The 21897-nt window shown below is 73.3% G+C and carries 19 protein-coding genes; 12 read left to right on the top strand and 7 right to left on the bottom strand.

Going from position 1 to position 21897, the window contains the following annotated elements; genetic code table 11:
- Positions 1-21 precede the first annotated feature (21 nt).
- Genes ACFPIH_RS28295 through ACFPIH_RS28325 form a run of 7 tightly spaced genes read left to right on the top strand, consistent with a single transcriptional unit; the run spans position 22 to position 5860 of the window.
- A complete protein-coding gene (locus tag ACFPIH_RS28295) occupies positions 22-960 on the top strand; it encodes a VOC family protein (RefSeq protein WP_381177974.1) in 939 nt (312 codons plus the stop codon).
- Positions 961-982: 22 nt separating this feature from the next.
- Positions 983-2431 carry an NAD-dependent succinate-semialdehyde dehydrogenase gene (locus ACFPIH_RS28300; protein ID WP_381177977.1) on the top strand — a complete coding sequence of 483 codons (1449 nt, stop codon included), beginning with the start codon at positions 983-985 and terminating at the stop codon, positions 2429-2431.
- Positions 2428-3198: a fumarylacetoacetate hydrolase family protein gene (locus ACFPIH_RS28305; RefSeq protein ID WP_381177980.1), complete on the top strand. Its 771-nt coding sequence runs from the start codon at positions 2428-2430 to the stop codon at positions 3196-3198. The genes ACFPIH_RS28300 and ACFPIH_RS28305 overlap by 4 nt, the downstream gene beginning before the upstream one ends.
- Positions 3195-3566 carry a VOC family protein gene (locus ACFPIH_RS28310; protein ID WP_381177982.1) on the top strand — a complete coding sequence of 124 codons (372 nt, stop codon included), beginning with the start codon at positions 3195-3197 and terminating at the stop codon, positions 3564-3566. The genes ACFPIH_RS28305 and ACFPIH_RS28310 overlap by 4 nt, the downstream gene beginning before the upstream one ends.
- A gap of 26 nt (positions 3567-3592) precedes the next feature.
- Positions 3593-4378 carry an alpha/beta fold hydrolase gene (locus ACFPIH_RS28315; RefSeq protein ID WP_381177985.1) on the top strand — a complete coding sequence of 262 codons (786 nt, stop codon included), beginning with the start codon at positions 3593-3595 and terminating at the stop codon, positions 4376-4378.
- Positions 4375-4851 (top strand): GlcG/HbpS family heme-binding protein, encoded by a 477-nt coding sequence (locus tag ACFPIH_RS28320; RefSeq protein WP_381177988.1) that lies wholly within the window; start codon positions 4375-4377, stop codon positions 4849-4851. The genes ACFPIH_RS28315 and ACFPIH_RS28320 overlap by 4 nt, the downstream gene beginning before the upstream one ends.
- 4 nt (positions 4852-4855) lie before the next feature.
- Entirely contained in the window at positions 4856-5860 is a 1005-nt protein-coding gene (locus tag ACFPIH_RS28325; RefSeq protein ID WP_381177991.1) for a methionine synthase II (cobalamin-independent)-like protein, read from the top strand.
- Positions 5861-5896: 36 nt separating this feature from the next.
- Here the strand turns inward: ACFPIH_RS28325 and ACFPIH_RS28330 are convergent, their stop codons facing one another.
- Positions 5897-6184 carry a putative quinol monooxygenase gene (locus tag ACFPIH_RS28330; protein WP_381177994.1) on the bottom strand — a complete coding sequence of 96 codons (288 nt, stop codon included), beginning with the start codon at positions 6182-6184 and terminating at the stop codon, positions 5897-5899.
- A gap of 210 nt (positions 6185-6394) precedes the next feature.
- On the opposite strand from ACFPIH_RS28330, the gene ACFPIH_RS28335 reads away from it, so the two are divergent.
- The 5 genes from ACFPIH_RS28335 to ACFPIH_RS28355 all read left to right on the top strand — a co-directional run bounded on the left by ACFPIH_RS28335 (position 6395) and on the right by ACFPIH_RS28355 (position 12853).
- The gene (locus ACFPIH_RS28335) at positions 6395-7855 is read left to right on the top strand and encodes an aldehyde dehydrogenase family protein (protein ID WP_381177997.1); all 1461 of its coding nucleotides are present in this window, start codon (positions 6395-6397) and stop codon (positions 7853-7855) included.
- Positions 7848-9056: an L-2-hydroxyglutarate oxidase gene (gene lhgO, locus ACFPIH_RS28340; RefSeq protein WP_381178000.1), complete on the top strand. Its 1209-nt coding sequence runs from the start codon at positions 7848-7850 to the stop codon at positions 9054-9056. The genes ACFPIH_RS28335 and lhgO overlap by 8 nt, the downstream gene beginning before the upstream one ends.
- 123 nt (positions 9057-9179) lie before the next feature.
- Positions 9180-10040 (top strand): amidohydrolase family protein, encoded by an 861-nt coding sequence (locus ACFPIH_RS28345; protein WP_381178003.1) that lies wholly within the window; start codon positions 9180-9182, stop codon positions 10038-10040.
- A gap of 11 nt (positions 10041-10051) precedes the next feature.
- A complete protein-coding gene (locus ACFPIH_RS28350; RefSeq protein WP_381178006.1) occupies positions 10052-11752 on the top strand; it encodes a thiamine pyrophosphate-dependent enzyme in 1701 nt (566 codons plus the stop codon).
- An 18-nt stretch (positions 11753-11770) separates the two neighbouring features.
- The gene (locus ACFPIH_RS28355; protein ID WP_381178009.1) at positions 11771-12853 is read left to right on the top strand and encodes an Ldh family oxidoreductase; all 1083 of its coding nucleotides are present in this window, start codon (positions 11771-11773) and stop codon (positions 12851-12853) included.
- On the opposite strand, the gene ACFPIH_RS28360 is transcribed toward ACFPIH_RS28355, so the two are convergent.
- The 6 genes from ACFPIH_RS28360 to ACFPIH_RS28385 all read right to left on the bottom strand — a co-directional run bounded on the left by ACFPIH_RS28360 (position 12820) and on the right by ACFPIH_RS28385 (position 21885).
- Positions 12820-13773, bottom strand: a complete 954-nt coding sequence (locus tag ACFPIH_RS28360; protein ID WP_381178012.1) for an alpha/beta hydrolase fold domain-containing protein — start codon at positions 13771-13773, stop codon at positions 12820-12822. The genes ACFPIH_RS28355 and ACFPIH_RS28360 overlap by 34 nt on opposite strands.
- A gap of 100 nt (positions 13774-13873) precedes the next feature.
- Positions 13874-14941, bottom strand: a complete 1068-nt coding sequence (locus ACFPIH_RS28365) for a class I SAM-dependent methyltransferase (RefSeq protein ID WP_381178015.1) — start codon at positions 14939-14941, stop codon at positions 13874-13876.
- Positions 14938-16098, bottom strand: coding sequence for a glycosyltransferase (locus ACFPIH_RS28370; RefSeq protein ID WP_381178018.1), 1161 nt, complete (start codon positions 16096-16098; stop codon positions 14938-14940). The genes ACFPIH_RS28365 and ACFPIH_RS28370 overlap by 4 nt, the downstream gene beginning before the upstream one ends.
- Positions 16095-16958 (bottom strand): alpha/beta fold hydrolase, encoded by an 864-nt coding sequence (locus ACFPIH_RS28375; RefSeq protein WP_381178021.1) that lies wholly within the window; start codon positions 16956-16958, stop codon positions 16095-16097. The genes ACFPIH_RS28370 and ACFPIH_RS28375 overlap by 4 nt, the downstream gene beginning before the upstream one ends.
- 2 nt (positions 16959-16960) lie before the next feature.
- Positions 16961-17269: an acyl carrier protein gene (locus ACFPIH_RS28380; RefSeq protein ID WP_381178024.1), complete on the bottom strand. Its 309-nt coding sequence runs from the start codon at positions 17267-17269 to the stop codon at positions 16961-16963.
- Positions 17266-21885 (bottom strand): beta-ketoacyl synthase N-terminal-like domain-containing protein, encoded by a 4620-nt coding sequence (locus tag ACFPIH_RS28385; protein ID WP_417801378.1) that lies wholly within the window; start codon positions 21883-21885, stop codon positions 17266-17268. The genes ACFPIH_RS28380 and ACFPIH_RS28385 overlap by 4 nt, the downstream gene beginning before the upstream one ends.
- Between the last annotated feature and the right edge of the window lie 12 nt (positions 21886-21897).

Genomic DNA, 21897 nt, shown 5'->3' on the forward strand with positions numbered 1-21897 from the left:
AAGAAACGAAACGAGGAAGCGATGGGAATCCGGAGAATCGAATCGGTCACCCACTCCGTCGGGGAACCCGGTGAACCCGGTGAACTCGGCGAATGCGTCCGGTTCTTCGACGACTTCGGACTGTTCCTCGTGGAACGGACCGACGAGCACGCCGTGTTCGAGACGCTCACCGGGCAGACCCTGCACCTCGACACCGACCCCGGCCCGCTGCTGCCGGCGCCCGTGGAGGACGGACCCACCCTGCGGGAGGTCGTCTGGGGCGTCGACACGGCGGAGGAACTGGACCGGCTGGTGACCGCCGTCGCCCGCGACCGCGCCGTGCGCGAGAGCGCCGACGGTGTCTTCCACACCGTCGACCGCAGCGGCTTCGGCGTGGGCCTCACCCTCGCCCGGCCGCGCAGGACGGTGGCCGAGCCCCGCCCCGCCAACGCCCCGGGCGCCGTCAACCGCTGGAACACCCCGCTGGAGCCGCTCACGCGCGCGTACCCGCTGCGGATGTGCCATGTCGCCCTGAACATCGCCAAGGAGGGCAAGGACGAGGCCGTCGCCTTCTACACCGGCCTCCTCGGCTTCCGCCCGACCGACGTCGTCGAGCCGATGGGCGTGTTCCTGCGGGCCCCGGGAGACGACGACCAGCACACCATGCTGCTGTGCCACCGCCCCGACCGCGTCGGCGTCAACCACGTCGCCTACGAGGTGCCCGGCTTCGACGACGTGATCGAGGGCGGCAACTACATGATCGAGCGGGGCTGGCGGGAGGCCCGCCGGCTGGGCCGGCACACCGTCGGCTCCAATGTCTTCCGCTTCCTGCACGCCCCCTGCGGGGGCCGCGTCGAGTACGCCGCCGACATGGACCGGGTGGACGACTCGTACGGGACCCGGGTCCACGAGACGACCCCGCCGCACCACATCTGGGCGCTGCGCACCAACCGCGACCAGCAGGAAACCCCGACTTCGTGAACCGCTGAAGGGCACCCCAGCCATGACCACCGACCACGGCCACCCCGCCGTCCGTCTCCATATCGCGGGCGAGTGGTGCCAGGGCGGCACCGGACGCACCGCCCCGATCGTCAACCCGGCCACCGAGGAGGTGATCGGAGCGGTACCCCTGGCCACCTCCGCCGACCTGGACCGCGCGCTCGAAGCCGCCGCGCGGGGCTTCGAGACGTGGCGCGCCACGCCCGTGGCCCGGCGTACGGCGATCCTGCACACGGCCGCCGACCTGCTGACCGAGCGCGCCGACGAGGTCGGCCGGATCATGACCCTGGAGCAGGGCAAGCCCCTCGCCGAGGCCGCCGGCGAGGCCCGCAGGGTCGCCGACACCCTGCGCTGGCACGCCGACGACGCCCGCCGCGCCTACGGCCGCATCATCCCGTCCGCCCCCGGCACCCTGCTCACCGTGCGCCGCGAGCCGATCGGCCCGGTCGCCGCCTTCGTCCCGTGGAACTTCCCGGCGGGCGGCCCGATGCGCAAGATCTCCTCCGCGCTCGCCGCGGGCTGCTCGATCGTCATCAAGGCCTCCGAGGAGACCCCGGCGACCGCCGCCGCCCTGGTGGAGTGCTTCGTGGAGGCGGGGCTCCCGGCCGGGGTGCTGAACCTCGTCTTCGGCGAGCCCGCCGAGGTCTCCGACCGGCTGATCGCCTCCCCGGTCGTGCGGCTGGTCGCCTTCACCGGCTCGGTGCCCGTCGGCAGGCTGCTGGCCGCGAAGGCGGGCGAGGCCATGAAGCCGTCACTGATGGAACTGGGCGGCCACGCCCCGGTGATCGTCTGCGCCGACGCCGACCCGGTGAAGGCCGCCCGCAGGGCCGCACACGCCAAGTTCGTCAACGCCGGGCAGGTCTGCACCTCCCCGAGCCGCTTCCTGGTCCACGCGAGCCTGCTGGAGGAGTTCACGGCCGAGTTCACCCGCGCCGCCGAGGCGGTCGTCGTCGGCGACGGGCTGGAGCCGGGCACCACCATGGGCCCGCTCGCCAACGAACGCCGGCTGAAGGCGCTGGAACGGCTCACCGCCGACGCCGTCGCCCGGGGGGCCAGGATCCGCACCGGCGGCGAACGGCTCGACCGCCCCGGCTACTTCTTCGCGCCGACCGTCCTGACCGACGTACCGCGGGACGCGGAGCTGATGAACGAGGAGCCCTTCGGGCCGATCGCGCCGATCGTGCCGTTCACCGACCTCGACGAGGCGCTCGCCGTCGCCAACGGGCTGCCGTACGGCCTGGCCGCCTACGGCTTCACCGACTCCGCGGCGACCGCCGAGAGACTGTCGGCCGGGCTGGAGGCCGGGATCCTGTCCATCAACCACTGCGGCGGCTCCGTCCACGAGGCGCCCTCCGGCGGGGTCAAGGACAGCGGCTACGGCCGTGAGGGCGGGCCGGAGGCGCTGGACGCCTACCTGGTCACCAAGCGTGTCTCCCACCTGCTGGCGCCATGAGGTACGCGCGCGTCGCGGTGGGCGGCCGGGCCGTCTGGGGCCGGGTGGGGGCGACGGAGGTCGAGCTGCTGTCCGGTTCCCCGATCGACGGGAAACCCCGCGTGACCGGAGCCGTCCGGCGGGAGACGGCCGTCTGGCTCCCACCGGTCGTACCGCCCGTGTTCTACGCCGTCGGCATGAACTACCCGCGCCACATCGCGCACGCCGGAGTCCCGGTGCCGGAGCGGCCCGAGGTCGGCTACCGCGCCAACAACGCGCTCACCGGGCACGGTTCGCCGATCGTGAAGCCGGCCGGGGTCGAGGGCCGCTTCGAGGCCGAGCCCGAACTCGTCGCCGTCATCGGCCGGTCGCTCAGACACGCCGGCCGGGAGGAGGCCCGGGCGGCGGTCTTCGGCTGGACCATCGGCAACGACGTCAGCGCCCGCGCCTGGCAGCACCAGGACCGGACGTTCTGGCGCAGCAAGAACAGCGACACCTTCAAGCCGATGGGCCCCTGGATCGAGACCGACGTCGACGCGCTCGCGCAGACCACCACCCTGCGCGTCAACGGTGCGGAGCGGGCCTCCTTCCCCACCGGTGACATGGTCTTCGACCCCTTCGACTTCCTGGTCGAGATCACCCGGCACATCACCGTGCACCCCGGTGACGTGCTGTGGATGGGCGCCGAGGCCACCTGCCGGATCGAACCCGGCGACACCGTGGAGGTCGGGATCAGCGGCATCGGCGTGCTGTCCAACCCCGTACAACTCGAAGGGAATCAGCCATGAGCGCGGAACCCCGCTACATCCACCACGTCAACTTCCCCACCACCGACCCCGACCGCACCGCCGCCTGGTACGCCCAGGTCTTCGGGATGAAGCGCATCACGCCCAAGTCCAACACCCGCGTGGTGCTGATGACCCGGGGCACCTTCGACCTGCACTTCACCCCGGTCGAGGAGATGGAGCGCATGGCGCCCTACCACTTCGCGGTCGAGGTCGACGACTGGGACGACTTCCTGGCGCACCTCAAGGAGCTGGGCATCCGGCACACCCGGCCCATCCAACGCCCCGAGAACCAGTCCAAGTTCTGCTACATCCACGACCCCGACCACACCATGATCGAGCTGGTCCACCACGCCAGGCGCCCCAACTGACCGCGTACGCACGGGAGTTCACTACGATGCCTATCGCCGACTCCGACGGCACCTCCATCTACTACGAGCGTCACGGCAGCGGTCCGGCGATCCTGTTCGTGCACGGCAGCGGCGGCCACCACGCCGCCTGGTGGCAGCAAGTAGCCGCCCTGCGTGACGAGTTCACCGTGGTCACCGTCGACCTGCGCGGCTTCGGCAGGTCCGACTCGTCCATGCCGGAGTTCGACGGCCAGGACTTCCCCGGTGACGTCGTCGCCGTCCTCGACCAGGAGGACCTCACCGACGTCATGCTCGTCGGCCAGTCCATCGGCTCCGTCGCCGCCCTGCGTGCCGGACTGCTGCGTCCCGGGCGGGTCTCCTCCGTCGTCCTCGGCCACTCCCTGGGAGGTGTCGGCCACCCGGAGCTGAAGGAGCTGGCCGCCGCCGACCGCGCCGAGGCCGTCAAACTCCCCGTGATCGACCGCCTGTTGACGAAGCCGTTCCAGCGGGAGCGCGCCGACCTCACCTTCCTCTTCCAGCAGATGGGCACGTTCAACGTCGCGAAGATGGCCGACCTGCGCAACCTCGACACCGACGGCCCCTCCCTGGAGGAGATCCGGGCCTCGGGTGTCAAGGTCGCCTTCCTCGCGGGCGAGAAGGACGCGGTGCTCAGTGTGAAGACCGTGACCCGCGCCCACGAACTGCTCCCCGGCTCGCACCTGGAGATCGTCCCGGGCGCCCCGCACTCCATGTACTGGGAGACACCGGGCCCCTACAACACGGCGATCGCCCACCTGCGCCGTACCCTCACCGCACCGAAGGACGCCGTATGACCAGCCTGAACCTGGCCGCCGCCGAGGAGATCGTCGAGGCCGCCCACCGGCGCGCGCTGACGGTCGGCAAGGCCGTGAGCGTCGCCGTCGTGGACGCCGGCGGCTTCCCCGTGGCCATCCGCCGCGCCGACGGGGCCCGTCCGCTCACCCCGGACATCGCCCGCGCCAAGGCCTACACCGCGGCGATCATGCAGCGCCCCGGCACCATGCTGAGGAAGTGGCAGGAGAGCCAGCCCGTCTTCTTCGCCCAGCTCTCCCAGCTCCCCGGCGCCGCGTGGCCGATCATGGCCACCGAGGGCAGCGTCACCATCAAGAAGGACGGCGAGATCATCGGCGGCCTCGGCATCGCCGGGGGTACCGCGGACGAGGACCAGCGGATCGCCGAGGACGTTCTCCAATCCCTGGGCTACGAACTGGAGTTCGCGGCCTGGGGCGTCACGGGCGGCCCGGCCGGCAGCGGAAAGGACGCGTGACCCCATGGCGGACACCTACAACTACCGCATCGACCACCACGGCAGCCTGGTCCGGCCGGCCGGGCTCGCCGCCGACGACCCGGAGGCCGTCGACGCGGCGGTCCGGGAGGCGGTGGCCCTCCAGCGCAGGCTGCGCTCCACCGTTGTCACCGACGGCGACCTCCCGCGCGAGGACTTCCGCAGCGCCGTCCTCGACGGGGTCTCCGGCTTCCGCCGTACGGCGGAGGCGGACGAGGACGGCCTGGTGCGCTGGGTCGCCGAGTCCCTCCCCAAGGCGGACGGCCCGCTGCTCGCCGACCGGGCCGCCCGGCTCACCGAACTGACCGTGATCGCCCCCAAGGTGTCGCTGCCGTCCCCGGCCTACCTCGCCGCGACCACGTTCCGGCCCGGAGCGGGGGTGGCCTCCGCCCGGGAGCTGGGCGAGGCGCTGGCCGAGATCGTCCGGGCGGAGATCGAGCTCCTCATGGCGCGGGGCGTACGGCTGATCCAGCTCAACAACCCGCTCCTGCTCGGCCAGTTGGGCACCGGCCCGGCCGACCCGGGTGCGCTGTCGTTCGCGGACGCGCTCGCCGTCGACGCCCTGGCCGTAGCGTCGGCCGAGCGCCCCGAGGGCGTACGGATCGGTGTCGCCCCGGGCTGGACCGCCCCGGCGGAGGTGGACCGGGCCCGCGCCGAACAGCTCTACGGCGGGATCGGCGCCGACCGCTGGATCCTCCCCTTCGACCAGGGCACCCCGGCCGAGCTGGACCTCGTCAGGGCGCTCCCGGAGGACCGGGACGTCTGTCTGGGCGTGGTCGACGCGACCGTGGCGGACCTGGAGGACATCGACACCGTCATGGCCCGCATCGACGCGGTCGCCGAGTTCAAGGACCTCGAGGACGCGGCCGTATCGCCGTCGCGCGGGTTCGCCGACGTGGCGTCGCGGCCGGCGCTGAGCGCGGAGGAACAGCGCGGGAAGATGGTCCTGGTGGAGACCGTCGCCCGGTACTGCTGGGGCAACGAGTTCTGACTCCGGGGGGCCGGGTTCGCACCCGGCCCCGCCGGGCTACAGCGCCTCGGCGAACGTCACCGACCGGTCCGTCAGCAGCGGCCACACCGTTTCCACGATCAGCTCCCGGAAGTGCCCGGCCGCCTTGTGCGCCTCGAACCCGGCCCGGTCGGCATACCGCTCGTACAGCAGGAAGCCGCCCGGCTCGTCCGCCACGGCGTGTACCTCGTACGCCTCGTTCGCGGGCTCGGCCCGGGTGTGCTCGCGCATGGTCAGCAGCGCGGCGCGCACCGCCGGCTCGTCGGCGGGGGCGCAGCGGTAGTGGGCGACGACCGCGTAGGACATGGCCGTGTCTCCTCGTCTCCTGGGGTCCGGTCCGGCCCGGAGATTCCAGCACGGATCATGCGCCGGACGGCCACCGCGCGGCGCAAGCATTGCCTGCTGCCACGGAGCTGTCGACACCGCCCCCACGTGGTGTGTTGTCGGATTCCGCACCTGGATTCCACACCCGGATTCCGCACCCGGATTCCGAACCGGCCGACAAAGGAAGTGAACATGCGCACCCTGCAAGCCCTCTCCGGCGGGGAGTGGGTGGCGAGCGGCGACTGGATCGACGTCCTCGACCCCGCCGACGTCCGTGCCCCGATCGCCCGCGTTCCGGCGCTCGCCGCCAAGGACGTCACCCGGGCCTACGACCACGCCGAGCGCGGGTTCGCCGCCTGGAAGCGCACCAGCCCCTTCGAGCGCGCCCGGATCCTCACCGACGCGGCCCGGCTGATCCGCGAGCGGGCCGAGGAGATCGCCGCCGATGTCACCGCCGAGAACGGCAAGACCATCACGGAGGCCACCGGCGAGACCCTCAAGGCCGCCGACTTCCTCGAGTACTACGCCGGTTACGCCCGCCAGGGCTACGGCACCCTCCTGCACGACGTACGCCCGAACCACCGTACGCACACCCAGCGCGAGCCCATCGGCGTCATCCTGGTGATCAGCCCCTGGAACGACCCGCTGATCACCCCGGCCCGCAAGCTCGCCCCGCTGCTCGCGGCGGGCAACGCGGCCGTGTTCAAGCCGGCCACCGAGACCCCGATGGCGGGCCTGCACTTCGCCCGGGCCCTGCACGACGCGGGCCTGCCCGCCGGGGTCCTGAACGTGGTCACCGGACGCACCGCCGAGATCGAGGAGGCGCTCCTCGACGACCCGCGGATCGCCGGCATCACCTTCACCGGCTCCAACGCCGTGGGCAACCGCATCCGGCGCCGGCTCGCCGACCGCAACGTCCGCTTCCAGGGCGAGCTGGGCGGCAAGAACGCCTCGGTCGTCCTGCGTGACGCCGACCTGCCGGCCGCCGCGAAGGCCGTCGTCGCGGCCTCCTTCGGACAGGCGGGCCAGCGCTGCACGGCCACCAGCCGGGTGATCGTCGACCAGCCGGTGTACGCGGAGTTCACCCGGCTGCTGGTCGCCGAGGTCGAGGCGCTGAGGGCGGGGCCCGGCAGCGACCCGGAGACCACCCTGTGCCCGCTGTCGAGCCCGAAGCACCGCGACAGCGTCCTCGCCGATCTGCGCCGGGCCGTCGAGGCGGGCGCCACCGTGCTGACCGGCGGCCGTGACGACACCGAGCGGCCCCACGGCTGCTTCGTAGGGCCCACCGTGCTCGGCGAGGTCACCCCGGAGATGGCGATCTGGCGGGAGGAGGTCTTCGGGCCGGTGCTCGCGCTGCGGGCGGTGACCGGCTTCGACGCGGCCGTCGAGGCCGTCAACGACTCCGACTTCGGCCTCGCCGCCGCCGTCTTCACCCGCGACCTCGTGTCCGCGTACCGCTTCGCCGACGAGGCCGAGTGCGGGCAGGTCGCCGTCAACACCACGACCACCGGGTGGGACGTCCACCTGCCGTTCGGCGGGTTCCGCGACTCCGGCACCGGCTACAAGGAGCAGGGTGAGGAGGTCCTGCGCTTCTCCACGCGGGTCAAGACGGTGGCCGTCCACCTCGGCGCCGCGGAGCCGGCCCGTGGCTGACGAGACGGTCGGCGTCGTCGGCGCGGGCATCGTGGGGCTGGCCACGGCCCGCGAGATCGCCCTGCGCCGGCCCGGCACCCGGGTCGTGGTCCTGGAGAAGGAGCGGGAGATCGCGCTCCACCAGACCGGCCACAACTCGGGCGTCGTCCACGCCGGCCTCTACTATCCGCCCGGCAGCCTCAAGGCCGGTCTGTGCGTACGCGGAGTGCCCCTGCTGCGGGAGTACTGCCAGGAGCGCGGGCTGCCGTACCGCGAGATCGGCAAACTGGTCGTCGCCGTCCGCGAGGACGAACTCGGCCGGATGACCGCCCTCTACGAGCGGGCCGGGCGCAACCACGTGCCCGACCTGCGCCGGATCTCCCGCGAGGAGATCCGGGAGATCGAACCCCACGCCGGCGGGATCGCGGCCCTGCACTCCCCGCGCACCGCCATCACCGACTACCCGGCGATCGCGCGCGCCTTCGCCGAGGACGTCGCCGGCTCCGGCGGCGAGGTCCGGCTCGGCTTCCCCGTCACGGGAGTTGCCGAGGTACCGGACGGCGTGGAGGTGGCCTCCGGGCCGGAGCGCCTCCGTGTGCAACGGCTGATCCTGTGCGCGGGCCTGCGGTCCGACACGGTCGCCAGGCTGGCCCGGGACCGGCGGGAGCCGCGGATCGTCCCCTTCCGGGGCGAGTACATGCTGCTCAGGCCGGAGCGGACCGACCTCGTGCGGGGCCTGGTCTACCCGGTGCCCGACCCCCGCTACCCCTTCCTCGGCGTGCACTTCACCCCGCGCGTCGACGGCTCGGTGGAGGTCGGCCCCAACGCCGTCCTCGCCCTGGCCAGGGAGGGATACACCCGGACCCGGATCTCGCCGCGGGACCTGCTGGGGCTCGCCGCCTACCCCGGCACCTGGCGGATGGCGGCCCGGCACTGGCGTACCGGAATCCGGGAGTACCGGGGCTCGCTCTCCGCGGCCGCCTTCATGAAGGACGCCGGGCGGTACGTCCCCGGCGTGGGCGTCCGGGACGTCGTACGCGGCGGAGCGGGCGTGCGCGCCCAGGCCCTGGACCGGGACGGCACCCTCGTCGACGACTTCCGCATCCACCGGCTGGGCCGGGTCACCGCCGTCCGCAACGCCCCCTCGCCGGCCGCGACGGCCTCCATGGCGATCGCCGAGCACATCGTCGCCGCGGTGTTCCGGCGCGGCTCCCTCACGTGAGAGTGCCCTGCTCAAGGCTCGATCCCACGCAACAACAGCTTGCGCTCCCAGAGGCTCCGCAAGACCTTTCCGCCCGCCTAGCGTTCCTCGCGCAAGGCCCACTGAGAGAAGGAAGTACGGGACATGTTCGTCGTCGACACGCAGATCCACATCTGGCTGGAAGAGACCCCGGACCGCCCCTGGGTCCCCGGCGCCCGTGAGCGGATCCGGCTCAACGGCCACCGCGAGGACCCCTTCTCCTACGAGGAGGCCCTGGAGCTGATGGACGAGGCGGGCGTCAACCGCGCGCTGATCCTGCCGCCGTCCTGGGAGGGCGACCGCATCGACTACGCCCTCGAAGCCTGCGAGGCGTACCCGGACCGCTTCGGCATCATGGCCCGCATCCCGCAGAACAAGCCTGCCGAAGGCAAGGCGATGCTGCGGGACTTCGCCCAGAACCCGCACGTCAAGGGCACCCGGCTGACCTTCCACCGGCCGATCGACAGAAACTGGATGATCGACGGCACCAACGACTGGTACTGGCCCGTCGCCGAGGAACTGCGCGTCCCGACCATGGTCCACGCCCCGATCTGGAAGCGGGAGCTGGGGCAGATCGCCGAGAAGCACCCCGAGCTGAAGATCATCATCGATCACATGGGCATCATGGCGCGCTGCGTCGACGACTCCATCGGGTACTGGGTCTCGGAGACCGCCGATCTGGCCGTCCACCCCAACATCTACGTCAAGGTCTCGGCGCTGCCCGGCTACTCGACGCATCCGTTCCCGAACAACAACATCCAGAAGTACGTGCGCGAGATGGTCGACAGGATGGGCCCGCAGCGCTGCTTCTACGGCACGGACATCACCCGTCTGCTCGGCCACGGCATCACGTACACCGACACGATCGAACAGTTCACCAAGCACTGGGACTTCACGCCCGAGGAACTGGAGTGGATCATGGGCCGCGGTATCTCCGAGGTCCTGAACTGGCCGATCGAGGGCTGAGGGCACCGGAGATGAAGGACAGCACGCAACTGGCGGGCGGCGACGCCCTCGTGTCCGCCTTCGACGCGGCCGGCGCCGACCACCTCTTCTGCTCCTCGGGCTCCGAGTGGGCCCCGGTGTGGGAGTCCCTGGCCCGCCGGCACCGTGACGGCGAGCCCGCGCCGCGCTATCTGGACCTGACCCACGAGACCGTCGCCGTCGGCATGGCCACCGGCTACGGACTCCTCACCCGCCGCCCCCAGGGCGTGCTGCTGCACGCGGCTCCCGGCCTGCTCCAGGGCTCGATGGCGGTGCACGGCGCGCTCCTCGCGGGTGTACCGATGGTCGTCGCCTCCTCGGAGTCCACGACCTACGGCGACGCCCCCGGCCACGACCCCGGCGGCCAGTGGTACCGCAACCTGTCGATCGTGGGCGGCCCGCAGGGCGTCGCCCAGCCGTTCACCAAGTGGTCGACCGAGGCGGCCAGCGTCCACACCCTGCCGTCGATGATCACCCGGGCGGCGGAGCTGTCCCGGCGCGCCCCGGCCGGCCCGGTCTATCTCAACATCCCCCTGGAGACCCTCCTTCAGGAGTGGGACGGCCGCGAGGCCAAGCCGGTCGTCGCTCCGGGCTCCACGCACAGCTCGCCCGACGAGGTCGACGAGGTGGCACGGCTGCTGCGGGAGGCCCACAACCCGGTGGTCGTCACCGAGACGGCGGGCCGCGAGGCGGGCGGCTTCGAGGCCCTCGTCGCCTTCGCCGAGGCCTGGGGTGTCCCGGTCGTGGAGCCGGACTCCGCGGTGTGCGCCAACTTCCCGCGCACCCACCCGCTGCACGCCGGCAGCGACATCGGCCCCTGGATGGACACGGCCGACCTGATCCTGCTGGTCAACTGCCGGGCCCCCTTCTACCCGCCGTCCCGCAAGCCGTCGAAGGCGCGGATCGTCGTGATCGACGAGGTCCCGCAGCGCCCGCACGTCGTCTACCAAGTCCTTTTCGCCGACCGGTACTTGGAGGGCAACGCGGCCAACACCCTGCGGCAGCTCGCCAAACGGGCGAAGGATCTCGACGAGAGCGTCGTCGCCGATCGGCGTGCGGCGCAGAAGGCCCGGTCCGACGGCGAACAGACCGCGCTGGCACGGGCGGAGGCGAAGGCCGGGCAGGCCGACGGGGTCGATCCGGTGCTGGTCGCCGCCACCCTGCGGGCCCTGCTCGACGGGCAGGACGCGATCGTCGTGGACGAGACCATCACCCACAGCCGGGTCGTCAAGCGCCATCTGCGCACCGCCGCCCCCGACTCGTACTTCTATGTGCAGGGCGGCCTAGGCCAGGGCATCGCGGTCGCGCTCGGCGTCAAACTCGCCGCGAGGGAACGCCCGGTGGTCCTCACCATCGGCGACGGCGCGTTCGCCTACAACCCGGTCATCCCGTCGTACGACGCCTCCAAGGCGTACGAACTCCCGGTGCTGATCGTGGTGTTCAACAACCGTGTCTACAAGTCGATGAACCTCAACCACCGTCGCTTCTACCCCGAGGGCGCGGCGGCCGAGACCGGCGAGTGGCTCGGCACCGATCTGCGCCGGCTGCCCCGACTGGCCGCGTTCGCCGAGCCGTTCGGGATGCACACCGAGACCGTCGACGACCCCGAGGCGCTGGGTCCCGCGCTGGTGCGCGCCCTGAAGTCCGTCGCGGAGGGAACCACCGCGGTCGTCGACGTCCTAGTCACCCGCTGAGCCACCAGGAGGCCCCTCATGTCCACCCCACCCGCCAAGGTCCTGGTGCCGGCAGAAGACCTGCGCACGTTCTCCGCGGCCCTGTTCGAGAAGGGCGGTCTGAGCGCCGAGCACGCCCGCACCGCCGCCGACGTCCTCGTCTGGGCCGCCCTGCGCGGTGTCGACTCGCACGGCATCGCCCGCGTGCCCGCCTATCTGGACCTGCTGGAGAAGGGCGTCGCCAACGCGGACGCCCGGATCGTCGTCGAGTCCAGCACCCCGGCCGCGGCCGTCCTGGACGCCGACCGCGCGCCCGGTCCGGTCGCGCTGTGCGCCGCCGCCGACGAGGCCGTCTCCCGGGCCGGGACCACCGGGATCGCCGCGGTGGGCGTGCGGCGCACGGTGCACACCGGCGCGATCGGCTACTACGTGTCCCGGATCGCCGAGCGCGGACTGGTCGGGCTGGCTTTCGTCGCCGGTATGCCGAACATGGCATACACCGGCGCCAAGGGCGCGGCGGTCGCGACCAGCCCGCTCGCCGTCGCCGTGCCGGCCCGGTCACACGCCCCGCTGCTGCTGGACATGGCGACCGCGACCATCGCCCTCGGGAAGATCCGCCAGGCGAAGGCGAACGGCACCCCGCTGCCCGAGGGCGCCGCCGCCACCGCGGACGGCACCCCGACCACCGACCCCGGGCAGGCGGTCATGCCGCTGCCGCTGGGCGGCGCGAAGGGCTCCGGCATGTCCCTCGCGTTCGAGCTGCTGACCAGCGTGCTCGTCGGCGCGCCGATCTTCGCCGCGTTCCACTCCGACGACCCGGCAGGGCGCGAGCACCGGCAGAACGCCCTGCTCATCGCCGTCGACCCGGCCGCCTTCGGAGACGCCGACGCCTTCGCCGAGCATGTCGAGGAGACCCTGGGCACCCTGAAGAGCCTGCCGCCCGCGGAGGGCGCGCAGGGCGTGTTCTACCCGGGCGAGCGCAGCGCCGCCGTGGCCGCGGGACGCGGCGAGAAGGGCATCCCGGTGGCGCCGAAGGTGTGGCGGGAGCTGACCGAGCGGGCCGGGCGGCTGGGCGTCGCCCCGCCGGCTCAGACGGACGGCGCGGTGGCCTCGCGGAGGTGACGGGCGATCAGGGCGTAGGTGGCACGTGCCCGTTCGTCGTCCTTGGTGTCGTAACCGTGGTCGGCGCCGGTGACCTCGTGGTGCTCGACCAGGGCGCCGGCCGTGCCCAGCCGGCCGGCGTAGCGGACCCCCTCGGCGCGCAGCAGGTCGTACTCGGCGGTGATCAGCAGGGCCGGGGCGATACCCCGCAGGTCGGCGGTGTCCGAGGGGTGCGCGGGCGAGACCAGCCGGTCCGCGCGCTCGCCCGGGTCGGGGACGTACGACGTGTCGAAGACCGCCGCCATCCAGGGCCGCAGCACGGGCTTGGCGGCCGCGCCCTTCTGGTCCCTCAGTTTGTCCTTCGCGCCGGTCGCCAGGTCCAGCGGCGGATAGTGCAGCACCTGGAGCGCGATCGACGGGCCGCCCCGCTCCAGGGCCTGCCGGGCCACCGCCGCGGCGAGCCCGCCGCCCGCGCTCTGCCCGCCCACGGTGAGCCGCCCGCCGTCCCAGCCCTGTTCCGCGCCGTGCTCGGCGACCCAGCGGACGACGTCGTACGCCTGCGTGGTCGGGGCCGGGAACGGATGCTGGGGCGCGACGACGTACTTCACGTTGACCACGACCACCCCGGCCTCGGCGGCGAGGAACCGGCACAGCGCGTCGTCCACCTCCGGCACCGACATGACGTAGCCGCCGCCGTGGAAGTTCACATGGACGGGCGGGCGGGCCGCCGTCCCGGCCGGCGGCAGGTACACCGTGACCGGGGCGGGCGCCACCGAGGTCGGGATCGTCGACTCGCGTACGTCGCGCGGGTGTTCGGGGAAGCGGCTCTGCCAGGCGGCGGCCGTACCGGGGCCGGTGGAGCGGCGCTCCGCGAGGCGGGTGAGACCCTGCAAAGTCTTGGCGACACGGGTCGCCACCGCCGGTCTGGCCAGGAGGGACATGCGGGTTCCGTTTCGTCGAGCCACAGCGCCGATTGCCAGGAATCCTGACGATGGGAGGCGTGGCCCGAAGCTAGCACGAAGGAACCCGGGTGCGCACCCGTCAGTCGCGCCGCGCGACGATCCGGTAGGCGTTGGACACCCCCAGCCGGTGCGACAGCGGCCGGACCGCGAACCGGTCGAGGAGGGTGCCCGCGATCAGCGCGGGAATACCGGTGATCAGCAGGGCGGCCCGCAGGGTGCGGCGCAGCGCGCTCGGCGGCCCGGGCAGCCACGGCGCGTCGTCGCGCGGCGCCGCGTGGTCCAGCGACAGCCATACGGCGGCCAGCAGGTCGACGGGGTCGTGCGGCTCGGCGTGCTGCTCCGCGACCACCGTGAAGCCCAGCTCGGCGAGCCGGTCGCGCAGATTGGCCACCGGCACGAAGTGCAGATGCTGCGGCTGGAGCCACGGCAGCCACCAGCGGCCCAGCAGCCGGGCGTACCGGCTCTCGGGGTCGGGGACCTCGATCAGCAGATGCCCGCCGGGCCGTACCGTGTCCCGCGCGGCCCGCAGCTCACGGTCGGGGTCGGTGCTGTGCTCCAGGTAGTGGAACATGCTCACCACGTCGTAACGGCCCGCCAGTTCGGGCGCGAGGTCGGGGAAGTTCCCCCGGTAGCCGTGCTCCACCCGGCCCTCCCGCTCGGCGAGTTCGACGCCGTCGGTGAAGTCCAGTCCGTCGAACGCCGTGTCCGGCAGCACCTCCCGGGCGGCGGCGCAGAAATGCCCGTGGCCGGTGCCGACGTCCAGCCAGGTCTTCGGCCCCGGGTCGTGCGGGACCATCGACTCGGCCCGCCCCCGGTACATCCTGGTGCGTCCGCCGAAGGTGTCGCCGAGCTTCTTCTCGCCCAGCCCGTCGTAGAAGTCCCGGTAGTAGAACTCCAGCCCCTCCGCGCTGAGCCGGGGATTCTGGAAGGTGTGCCCGCAGCCCCCGCACCGGTCCAGGACGAAGCTGCCCGGCTTGTGCTGGAGCAGGTCGGTGGTGTGCAGCCGGGGCTTGAGATCCTCACTCCCGCACCAGGGGCAGCTGGTGCGCCGGGCCTCGAAGAAGCGGTCGAGGCCGGCCGCGATGTCCGCCTGGTAGCCGGGGCGCAGCGCGGCGATCCGCTCGCCCGGCCTGGTCTCGTCGGTCATCCGAACTCCCTTGCCAGCTCGTCGAGACGGTCCGCCGCCGCGGGTGCGCCACCGGCCGCCCGCAGCGCCGAGCCGATCCGGCCGGCCGCGTCGCGGTGGCCGGGTTCGTGCAGTACGGCGTCCAGGGCCGCGCCCAGCTTCGGTGCGGTGACCCGGCCGAAGCGCACCCGCACCCCGGCACCGGCGTCCACGACCTGCCCGGCCACCACCGGCTGGTCGTCCCGGATGGGCGCCACCACCAGCGGCACCCCGAACCACAGCGCCTCGCACACGGTGTTGTGCCCGGCATGACAGACCACCGCGTCAACCCCCCTCTCCAGCAGGGCCAGTTGGGGTACGGACGGCACGACCAGCAGGTCCTTGTCGTCGCCCGGCACGTCGAGCGTGCCGCCCGGGTCGACCAGCACCGCCTGCACCCGGTCGGCCCGTTCGCGCAGCGCCTCCCGGCACACGTCGAGGAACCGCCCGCCGACATCGGTGTTGGCGGTGCCCAAGGTGACGAGAACCTTCGCCCGGCCCGGGTCGAGCCACTCCCAGGGGAAGCCCGAGGAGGACGGACGGCCCGCGATCGACGGCCCGACCCAGCGCACCCCGGCCGCCGAACCCGCCAACTCCGCCGCGCTGAAGGCCAGTACGAGATGCGGGGAGAACCGGGGATCGGTGTCGCGGGCCGGATCCCCGACGGCCGCCCGCAGCTCCGCCAGCCGGTCGCGCACCCACTCCCGCACCTTGGGCAGCCCGGCCAGCGGATCCGTGAACTCCGCGGACGTGGTCGCCGAGGTCGCCCACGGCAGCCCCAGCCGCTCGGCGGTGAACGCGCCCGCGAACGCCTGCTGGTCGGACACGACCACGTCCGGCCCGAACACCTCGACGGCCGCCCGCACTCCGGGCGCCATCGCCTCGGCCAGCGGCAGCAGATACCACTCCCACAGGAACTTCAGCGCCTCCGGGCCGCGCAGCTCGGCCGGCCGCTCGCCCTGGGCCGCTCCGGCGCACCCGAACACGGTGACGTCGGCCCCCGCGAGCCGTCCGACCAGCTCCGGATCCGGGCACACCCACGCCACCCGGTGTCCCCGCGCGGCGAGTTCGGCGGCGACCCCCACGGTCGGGTTGATGTGCCCGACCAACGGCGGTACGACGAACAGGAACCGGCTCACCGTGCGGCCGCCTCCGCCCTCACCCGGCCGGCCTCCTCGACCAGGGACGGCCCGTTCTCGCCGAGGGACCGCCGGGCCTCGTCCACGAGGGACAGGATGTGCCCGCCCACCGTCCCCGAGGCCTCCACCAGAACCGAGTGCTCGTGCCCCGGGACCACCACGGTCCGGCAGTCCGGCAGCACCGCCCGCAGCCAGGGCACCAGTTCGGCCAGGTCGGAGTCGCCCCCGTACACCCCGAGCACCGGGCAGCGCACCGCCGCGATCTGATCCTCCGTCAATACCCGGCTGGCCGGGATGTCCCGGCCGAGGGTGGTGTCCCGGGCCAGCCGCGCCGCGCCCTTGGCGAGCCGGGCGGTGTTGTGGCCGCGGTTGGCGGAGATCCAGGCGATGGTGTCGGGCTCGTTGTGCGCGAGCTGCGTCACCACCCGGCCCAGAATGCCCTCCAGCTTCACCGCCCAGGCGGGGGTGGCCGGTTCGGACTCGATGAGGGAGACGCTCGCGGCGCGCTCCGGGTGACGGGCCGCGTAGCCGAACGCGATCGTGCCGCCGTAGGAGTTGCCCACCAGATGCACCGGACCGGTCACCGCCAGCCGGTCCAGGAGGGCCTCCAGGTCGTCGACGTTGTCGTCCAGGGTGTAGCCGTCGGCGGGGCGTTCGCTGCGCCCGTGGCCGCGCAGGTCGTACATGACCACGTCGAGACCGGCCGCCGCGAACGCGGGCGCGACGGTGAAGTAGTAGCTCGCCAGGCTGTCGGTGAGCAGACCGTGCACCAGCACCACGGTGCCGATGGCCGGCCGTCCCTCGCGCGGGCCGAGCCGCTGTACGTGCAACCGGACGGCGCCGGTGTCGACCATCGCCATGGCTAGCTCGCCCCCGCGGCCTTCAGACTGGTCACCACGTACTCCACCAGCCGGCCCACGGTCAGCTCGATGATCTCGTCGAACTCCATGCCGGCCAGGAACTCGGCGAAGTTGACCCGGTCGCCGTACCGCTCCTGGAGCATCCCGGCCAGGGTCACCAGGTCGATGCTCTCCAGCTCCAGATCCCGGTTGAAGGTGGTCTGCATGCCGATCTCGGCGTCGTCGACGCCGTACTCGTCCTCCAGGAGACGCGCGAGCATTCCGGCGAGGTCGGCGAGGACGCTCTCCTCGTCCGCGGTGACGGGGGTCATCGGTCGTACTCCTTCGTTTCGACGGCACCTGTGGTCCAGGCCACGACGTACTCGCGCGCCGGCAGGGTGGGCGGGTTGGCGGTCGACTCGCAGTGCACGGTGTAGGCGCGCTCCAGCCGGCCCGAGACGGTCAGCCGGTCACCGGCCGGTGTCGCGTCACGCACGGTGAAGTCCCTCGGCCGGCCGCCGAACCCGGTGCCCTCCGCCTTGGCGACGGCCTCCTTCGCCGCCCAGAACCGGGTGAACCAGAGCGCCTCGGACCCGTCGGAGGCGGCCAGGAGGCTGTGCAGCAGGGCGAGTTCGTCCGCGCCCAGCGCCACGTCCAGGGTCTCCGGGGTCCGGTCGACGACCTCCTCGATGTCGATTCCGGGGCCCGGGCCCGGGGTGTGCGGCCGGACGATCGCCACCCCCGCCTCCGCGCAGTGGGCCAGCGACACGTCCAGGCCGGGCAGGACGCGCCCGTGCACACCGGTGACGTACGGGCGGCCCGACTCGTCGTTGCGCACCCGTAGTTCGGCGGGGAAGACCGGGCCCTCGCCGTGGTCCCACAGCCACTGCCGTACCGCGTCCTTGGCCGCGATCCGGCCCAGCAGCCACTGTCTGCGGCCACGCGGCGCGTGGGCCGCGTACTCCGAACGCTCCGTCCCGCCCAGGGAGTTGCGCATGATGAGCTCGCGGGAGGCCAGGTCCGGCCAGCGCTCGTGCAGCAGCGACCAGCCGCCCGGACGGGCCTCGGAGAGCGTGTTGCGGTCGGGGAACCGCTCCACGGGACGGGTCTTCGGGTCGTTGTCGAAACGCCGGTCCTGCCAGCCGGACAGCTCCGCCCACACCGTGCCGTCGACCGTCAGCTGCACGTCGGCCTCCAGGAAGGCGTCGGTGAGCGAGGTGATCCGGATATGGCAGCCGACCTCGGTGCCGGGCGCCGGATGCGGTCCGTGGAAGCGCATCTCCCGCATCCCGACCGGGAACACCACGGTGCGTTCCGTGCGGGTCGCCATGATCCAGTAGCCGAGGATCTGGCCGACGTTGTCCAGCAGCGCGCCCGGCGCGGGCGGGGTCGTGATGACTCCGCGCACATGCAGGTCGCCGATCGCGGTGAGCTCGGTGACGCCCTGGAACGCCGGGCCGTGGAACATCCAGCGCTCGTCGTAGAGCTGGGCGGCGGTGTGCTCGGGCGTGCGTTCGCCGGCGGGGGAGACCGGCCAGGGGGACGGGGGCGGGGGATAGTGGGCGGTCAGTTCGACGGTGGCGCGGGCGCGGGGGCCGAAGGAGACGGCCACCCGGCCCGGCTCCTCGGGTGTTGCCGTCACCGGTACGTCCACGGCCGGAGTCGCGGTGAGCCACTCCTCGAACCGGGCCCCGTGCACGGCGACCGGCACTGTGCCGGGGGCCGTCTCGCGTGCCGCGTCCACGATGTGCTGCACGATCGTCGTCGCCGGGACCACCGGCCACCGGTCGGCGACGTCCGGCCAGCCGGGCCGCTGCGGGAAGAAGCAGTGGTCCAGGAGGTGGGGCATGGTGTCGGGGGAGACGTGGACGGTGGTGTGGCGGGCGGTCAGCGCGGGGGCGGGGGCGGCGACGCGGGCGTTCGGGGAGCCGGGGGCGACGCGGGCGACGCGGGCGTTCGGGCAGCCGGGCGTGAGGGCGGCGACGCGGGCGTTCGGGGAAGCGGGCGCGATGGCGGAGAGCCGGGCGTCCGGGGAGCCGGGCGTGGCGGCGGCACGGCCGTGCGATGGGTCAGGCACGACGCCGGCGACACGGCCGTGCGGTGAGTCGGGCAGGGCGTGGACGGCGCGGCCGTCCGGCGCGTTGATGAGCGCCACCGCCGTGTCCGCCGTCTCGCGCATCAGCGCGGTCAACTCGGCGGCGATCGACGAGTGTTGGGCGAGACCGTCGAGGGGAGAGGCGGCTGCCGCCGTGCCGCGGGGACGCAGCCCGGTGCGCAGCTCCGCCAGCCGCTCCGGCGGGAGGGACACCAGGGCGCCCCCCAAGTCCAGGCGGACAGGGGAACGTTGCGGCTGCGAGGCCTTCGGTGTCAGGGAGGGCGCCACTTCGGCCCCCGCCGTCCACAGTGCCGTCGCCACCCGGCGGAGCTGGGCGAGGCCGCCGCGGTGGGGCGAGTTGGCGGCCACGACCAGATGGTCCTCGCCGCCGAGGGTGTCCCCGACCAGCGAGCCCAGCTGTCCGGGACCGGCCTGGACGAACACCCGGTGGCCCGAGGCGTACAGCGCCTGCGCCAACTGCCGGAACCGGACGGGCTCCAGCAGATGCCGGACGAACAACTCCCGTATCCCCTTCTCGTCCCCGGGGAAGGGCGCGGCGGTCGTCCCCGACCAGACGGGGGTGTGCGGCGACCGCAGCCGGAAGCGTTCGGCGGCCTCCTTTATCGGGCCGAGGTGGGGCTCCAGCATCGGAGTGTGGAAGCCGGACCGGAACGGCAGCACCTGACTCAGCACACCCTGCGCGCGGAAGGACCGTACGAACTCCTCCACCGCGCCCTCGGGGCCGCACACCATGGACTGGCCGGGCGCGTTGTCGTGGGAGAGGACCAGCCCGGAGCCGTCCCTCTCGCCCAGCGCGGCCAGCACCCGTTCCGCCGACGCGCCGATCGCGCCGAAGGCCAGCCCGGGGACCGTCACCGAGTCCGGGTCGAAGTCCGCCATGAAGGCGTCGACCTCCGCCCCCGCGTACAGCCCGCCCGCCGCCATCGCCGTCCACTCGCCGACGCTGTGCCCGGCGACCGCGTCCGGCACGATGCCGGTGCGGCGCAGCGCGGTGTCGAGGAGCCGGCCGACGGCCACGACTCCGAAGCCGTGCCGGCCGATGTCCCCCGTCTCCTGCTGGGGGAGCGCGGGCGCGGGCAGTCCGAAGTGGGCTGCGACGTCGTCGACCCGCGGCGTGAAGTCGCCCTCCAAACCCGGGAAGAGGAACACCAGCTTGCCGTTCCCGGGGCCGAGGAGCGGGCCGGGCCGGAACCAGACGTCGCTGCGGCCGTGCCAGGCACGCCCCTTGCCGATCGCGCGCCGGGCAAGGGCGAGCCGCTTCGCGGTGGGGTCGACGATGCCGAGCCGCGCCGGGCCCGCCTCCGGGTGCGGCCGGTCCGGGTCGAGGCCGGCGGCGCGTACTGCGGCGTCGTCGGAGTCCAGGAGCGCGGCGAGACGCCCGGGGGAGCCCGCGGCGAGGAGCAGGACGCGCTCGGGCTCGGTCACCAGGGCGGCAGCGGCGGTCCTTGAAGCGCCCGGCGCCTCCTCCAGCACCACATGCGCGTTGATGCCGCCGAACCCGAAGGCGTTGACCGCCGCCCGGCGCACCGGCCGGTCGTCCGACGTCTCCCACTCCACCGCCTTCTCCAGCGTGCGGAACCGGGTGCGGGCCAGCGCGGGGTGCGGGTCGTCGCAGTGCAGGGTCGGCAGCAGCGTGCCGTGGTGCACGGCCAGCGCGGCCTTGATCAGACCGGCCACACCGGCGGCCGGCATGGTGTGCCCGATCATCGACTTCACCGAGCCCAGCACCGCGTCCGGCTGTCCGTCGCCCGGCCCGAACACCTCGCCCAGGGTGGTCAGTTCGGCGCCGTCGCCCGCCGGGGTGGCGGTGCCGTGCGCCTCGAGGAGGCCGACCGAGCCGGGTGCGGCCGGGTCCAGCCCGGCCGCCCGCCACGCCTGCCGCACGGCCTGGGCCTGACCGGCGGGATCGGGGTTGACCAGACCGGCCGCCCGGCCGTCGCTCGCCACTCCGGTGCCCCGGATCACGGCGTAGACCCGGTCGCCGTCCCGCTCGGCGTCGGCGAGCCGCTTGAGGACGACGACGCCCGTGCCCTCGCCGATCAGGATGCCGTCGGCGTCCCGGTGGAAGGGGCGGATGCGCTCGCTCGGGGACAGTGCGCGCAGCTGGGAGAAGACGCTCCACAACGTGATGTCGTGGCAGTGGTGGACGCCGCCGGCGAGCATCAGGTCGCAGCGCCCGGAGGAGAGTTCGCCCACCGCCTGGTCGACGGCGACCAGCGACGACGCGCAGGCCGCGTCCACCGTGTACGCCGGGCCCCGCAGGTCGAGGCGGTTGGCGACCCGGGACGCGGCCAGGTTGGGTACCAGACCGATCGCCGACTCGGGACTGTCCGCCCCGAGCCGGTCGGTGAACGCCCGCCGCACACCTTCGAGCTGGTGGTCCGTCAGCTCCGGCAGCAGTTCGCCGAGGGTGCGCACCAGCTGGCCCGCCGTGCGCACGCGCTGGTCGAGCCGGACCAGGCCGGGGGTGAGGTAACCTCCCCGGCCGAGTACGACGCCGACACGTCCTCGGTCGGGGAGGCGGTCCGCGCCGCCCGCGTCGTCGAGGGCGGCGGAGGCCACGTGCAGGGCGATGAGCTGGTCGGGCTCGGTGCCGGCCACCGAGTTCGGCATGATCCCGAACCGGGTGACCTCCACCTCCGCGAGCCCGTCCACGAACCCGCCGCGCCGGCAGTACACCCGGTCGGCGACGGCCGGTTCGGCGGCCGTGCCGGGCCGGTAGTAGTCGGTGTCCCAGCGTCCGTCCGGCACCTCGCCGATCGCGTCCACGCCGTCCCGCAGGTTCCGCCAGTACGCGTCCAGGTCGACGGCGCCCGGCAGGAGCACCGACATCCCGACGATCGC

The organism is Streptomyces vulcanius, from assembly GCF_042653945.1.
GTDB classification, from domain to species: domain Bacteria; phylum Actinomycetota; class Actinomycetes; order Streptomycetales; family Streptomycetaceae; genus Streptomyces; species Streptomyces mangrovi.

Bases quoted from the DNA above. Each gene is read 5' to 3' on its own strand.
- ACFPIH_RS28295 (WP_381177974.1), top strand. From the start codon at position 22: ATGGGAATCCGGAGAATCGAATCGGTCACCCACTCCGTCGGGGAACCC.
- ACFPIH_RS28300 (WP_381177977.1), top strand. From the start codon at position 983: ATGACCACCGACCACGGCCACCCCGCCGTCCGTCTCCATATCGCGGGC.
- ACFPIH_RS28305 (WP_381177980.1), top strand. From the start codon at position 2,428: ATGAGGTACGCGCGCGTCGCGGTGGGCGGCCGGGCCGTCTGGGGCCGG.
- ACFPIH_RS28310 (WP_381177982.1), top strand. From the start codon at position 3,195: ATGAGCGCGGAACCCCGCTACATCCACCACGTCAACTTCCCCACCACC.
- ACFPIH_RS28315 (WP_381177985.1), top strand. From the start codon at position 3,593: ATGCCTATCGCCGACTCCGACGGCACCTCCATCTACTACGAGCGTCAC.
- ACFPIH_RS28320 (WP_381177988.1), top strand. From the start codon at position 4,375: ATGACCAGCCTGAACCTGGCCGCCGCCGAGGAGATCGTCGAGGCCGCC.
- ACFPIH_RS28325 (WP_381177991.1), top strand. From the start codon at position 4,856: ATGGCGGACACCTACAACTACCGCATCGACCACCACGGCAGCCTGGTC.
- ACFPIH_RS28330 (WP_381177994.1), bottom strand. From the start codon at position 6,184: ATGTCCTACGCGGTCGTCGCCCACTACCGCTGCGCCCCCGCCGACGAG.
- ACFPIH_RS28335 (WP_381177997.1), top strand. From the start codon at position 6,395: ATGCGCACCCTGCAAGCCCTCTCCGGCGGGGAGTGGGTGGCGAGCGGC.
- ACFPIH_RS28345 (WP_381178003.1), top strand. From the start codon at position 9,180: ATGTTCGTCGTCGACACGCAGATCCACATCTGGCTGGAAGAGACCCCG.
- ACFPIH_RS28350 (WP_381178006.1), top strand. From the start codon at position 10,052: ATGAAGGACAGCACGCAACTGGCGGGCGGCGACGCCCTCGTGTCCGCC.
- ACFPIH_RS28355 (WP_381178009.1), top strand. From the start codon at position 11,771: ATGTCCACCCCACCCGCCAAGGTCCTGGTGCCGGCAGAAGACCTGCGC.
- ACFPIH_RS28360 (WP_381178012.1), bottom strand. From the start codon at position 13,773: ATGTCCCTCCTGGCCAGACCGGCGGTGGCGACCCGTGTCGCCAAGACT.
- ACFPIH_RS28365 (WP_381178015.1), bottom strand. From the start codon at position 14,941: ATGACCGACGAGACCAGGCCGGGCGAGCGGATCGCCGCGCTGCGCCCC.
- ACFPIH_RS28375 (WP_381178021.1), bottom strand. From the start codon at position 16,958: ATGGCGATGGTCGACACCGGCGCCGTCCGGTTGCACGTACAGCGGCTC.
- ACFPIH_RS28380 (WP_381178024.1), bottom strand. From the start codon at position 17,269: ATGACCCCCGTCACCGCGGACGAGGAGAGCGTCCTCGCCGACCTCGCC.
- ACFPIH_RS28385 (WP_417801378.1), bottom strand. From the start codon at position 21,885: ATGTCGGTGCTCCTGCCGGGCGCCGTCGACCTGGACGCGTACTGGCGG.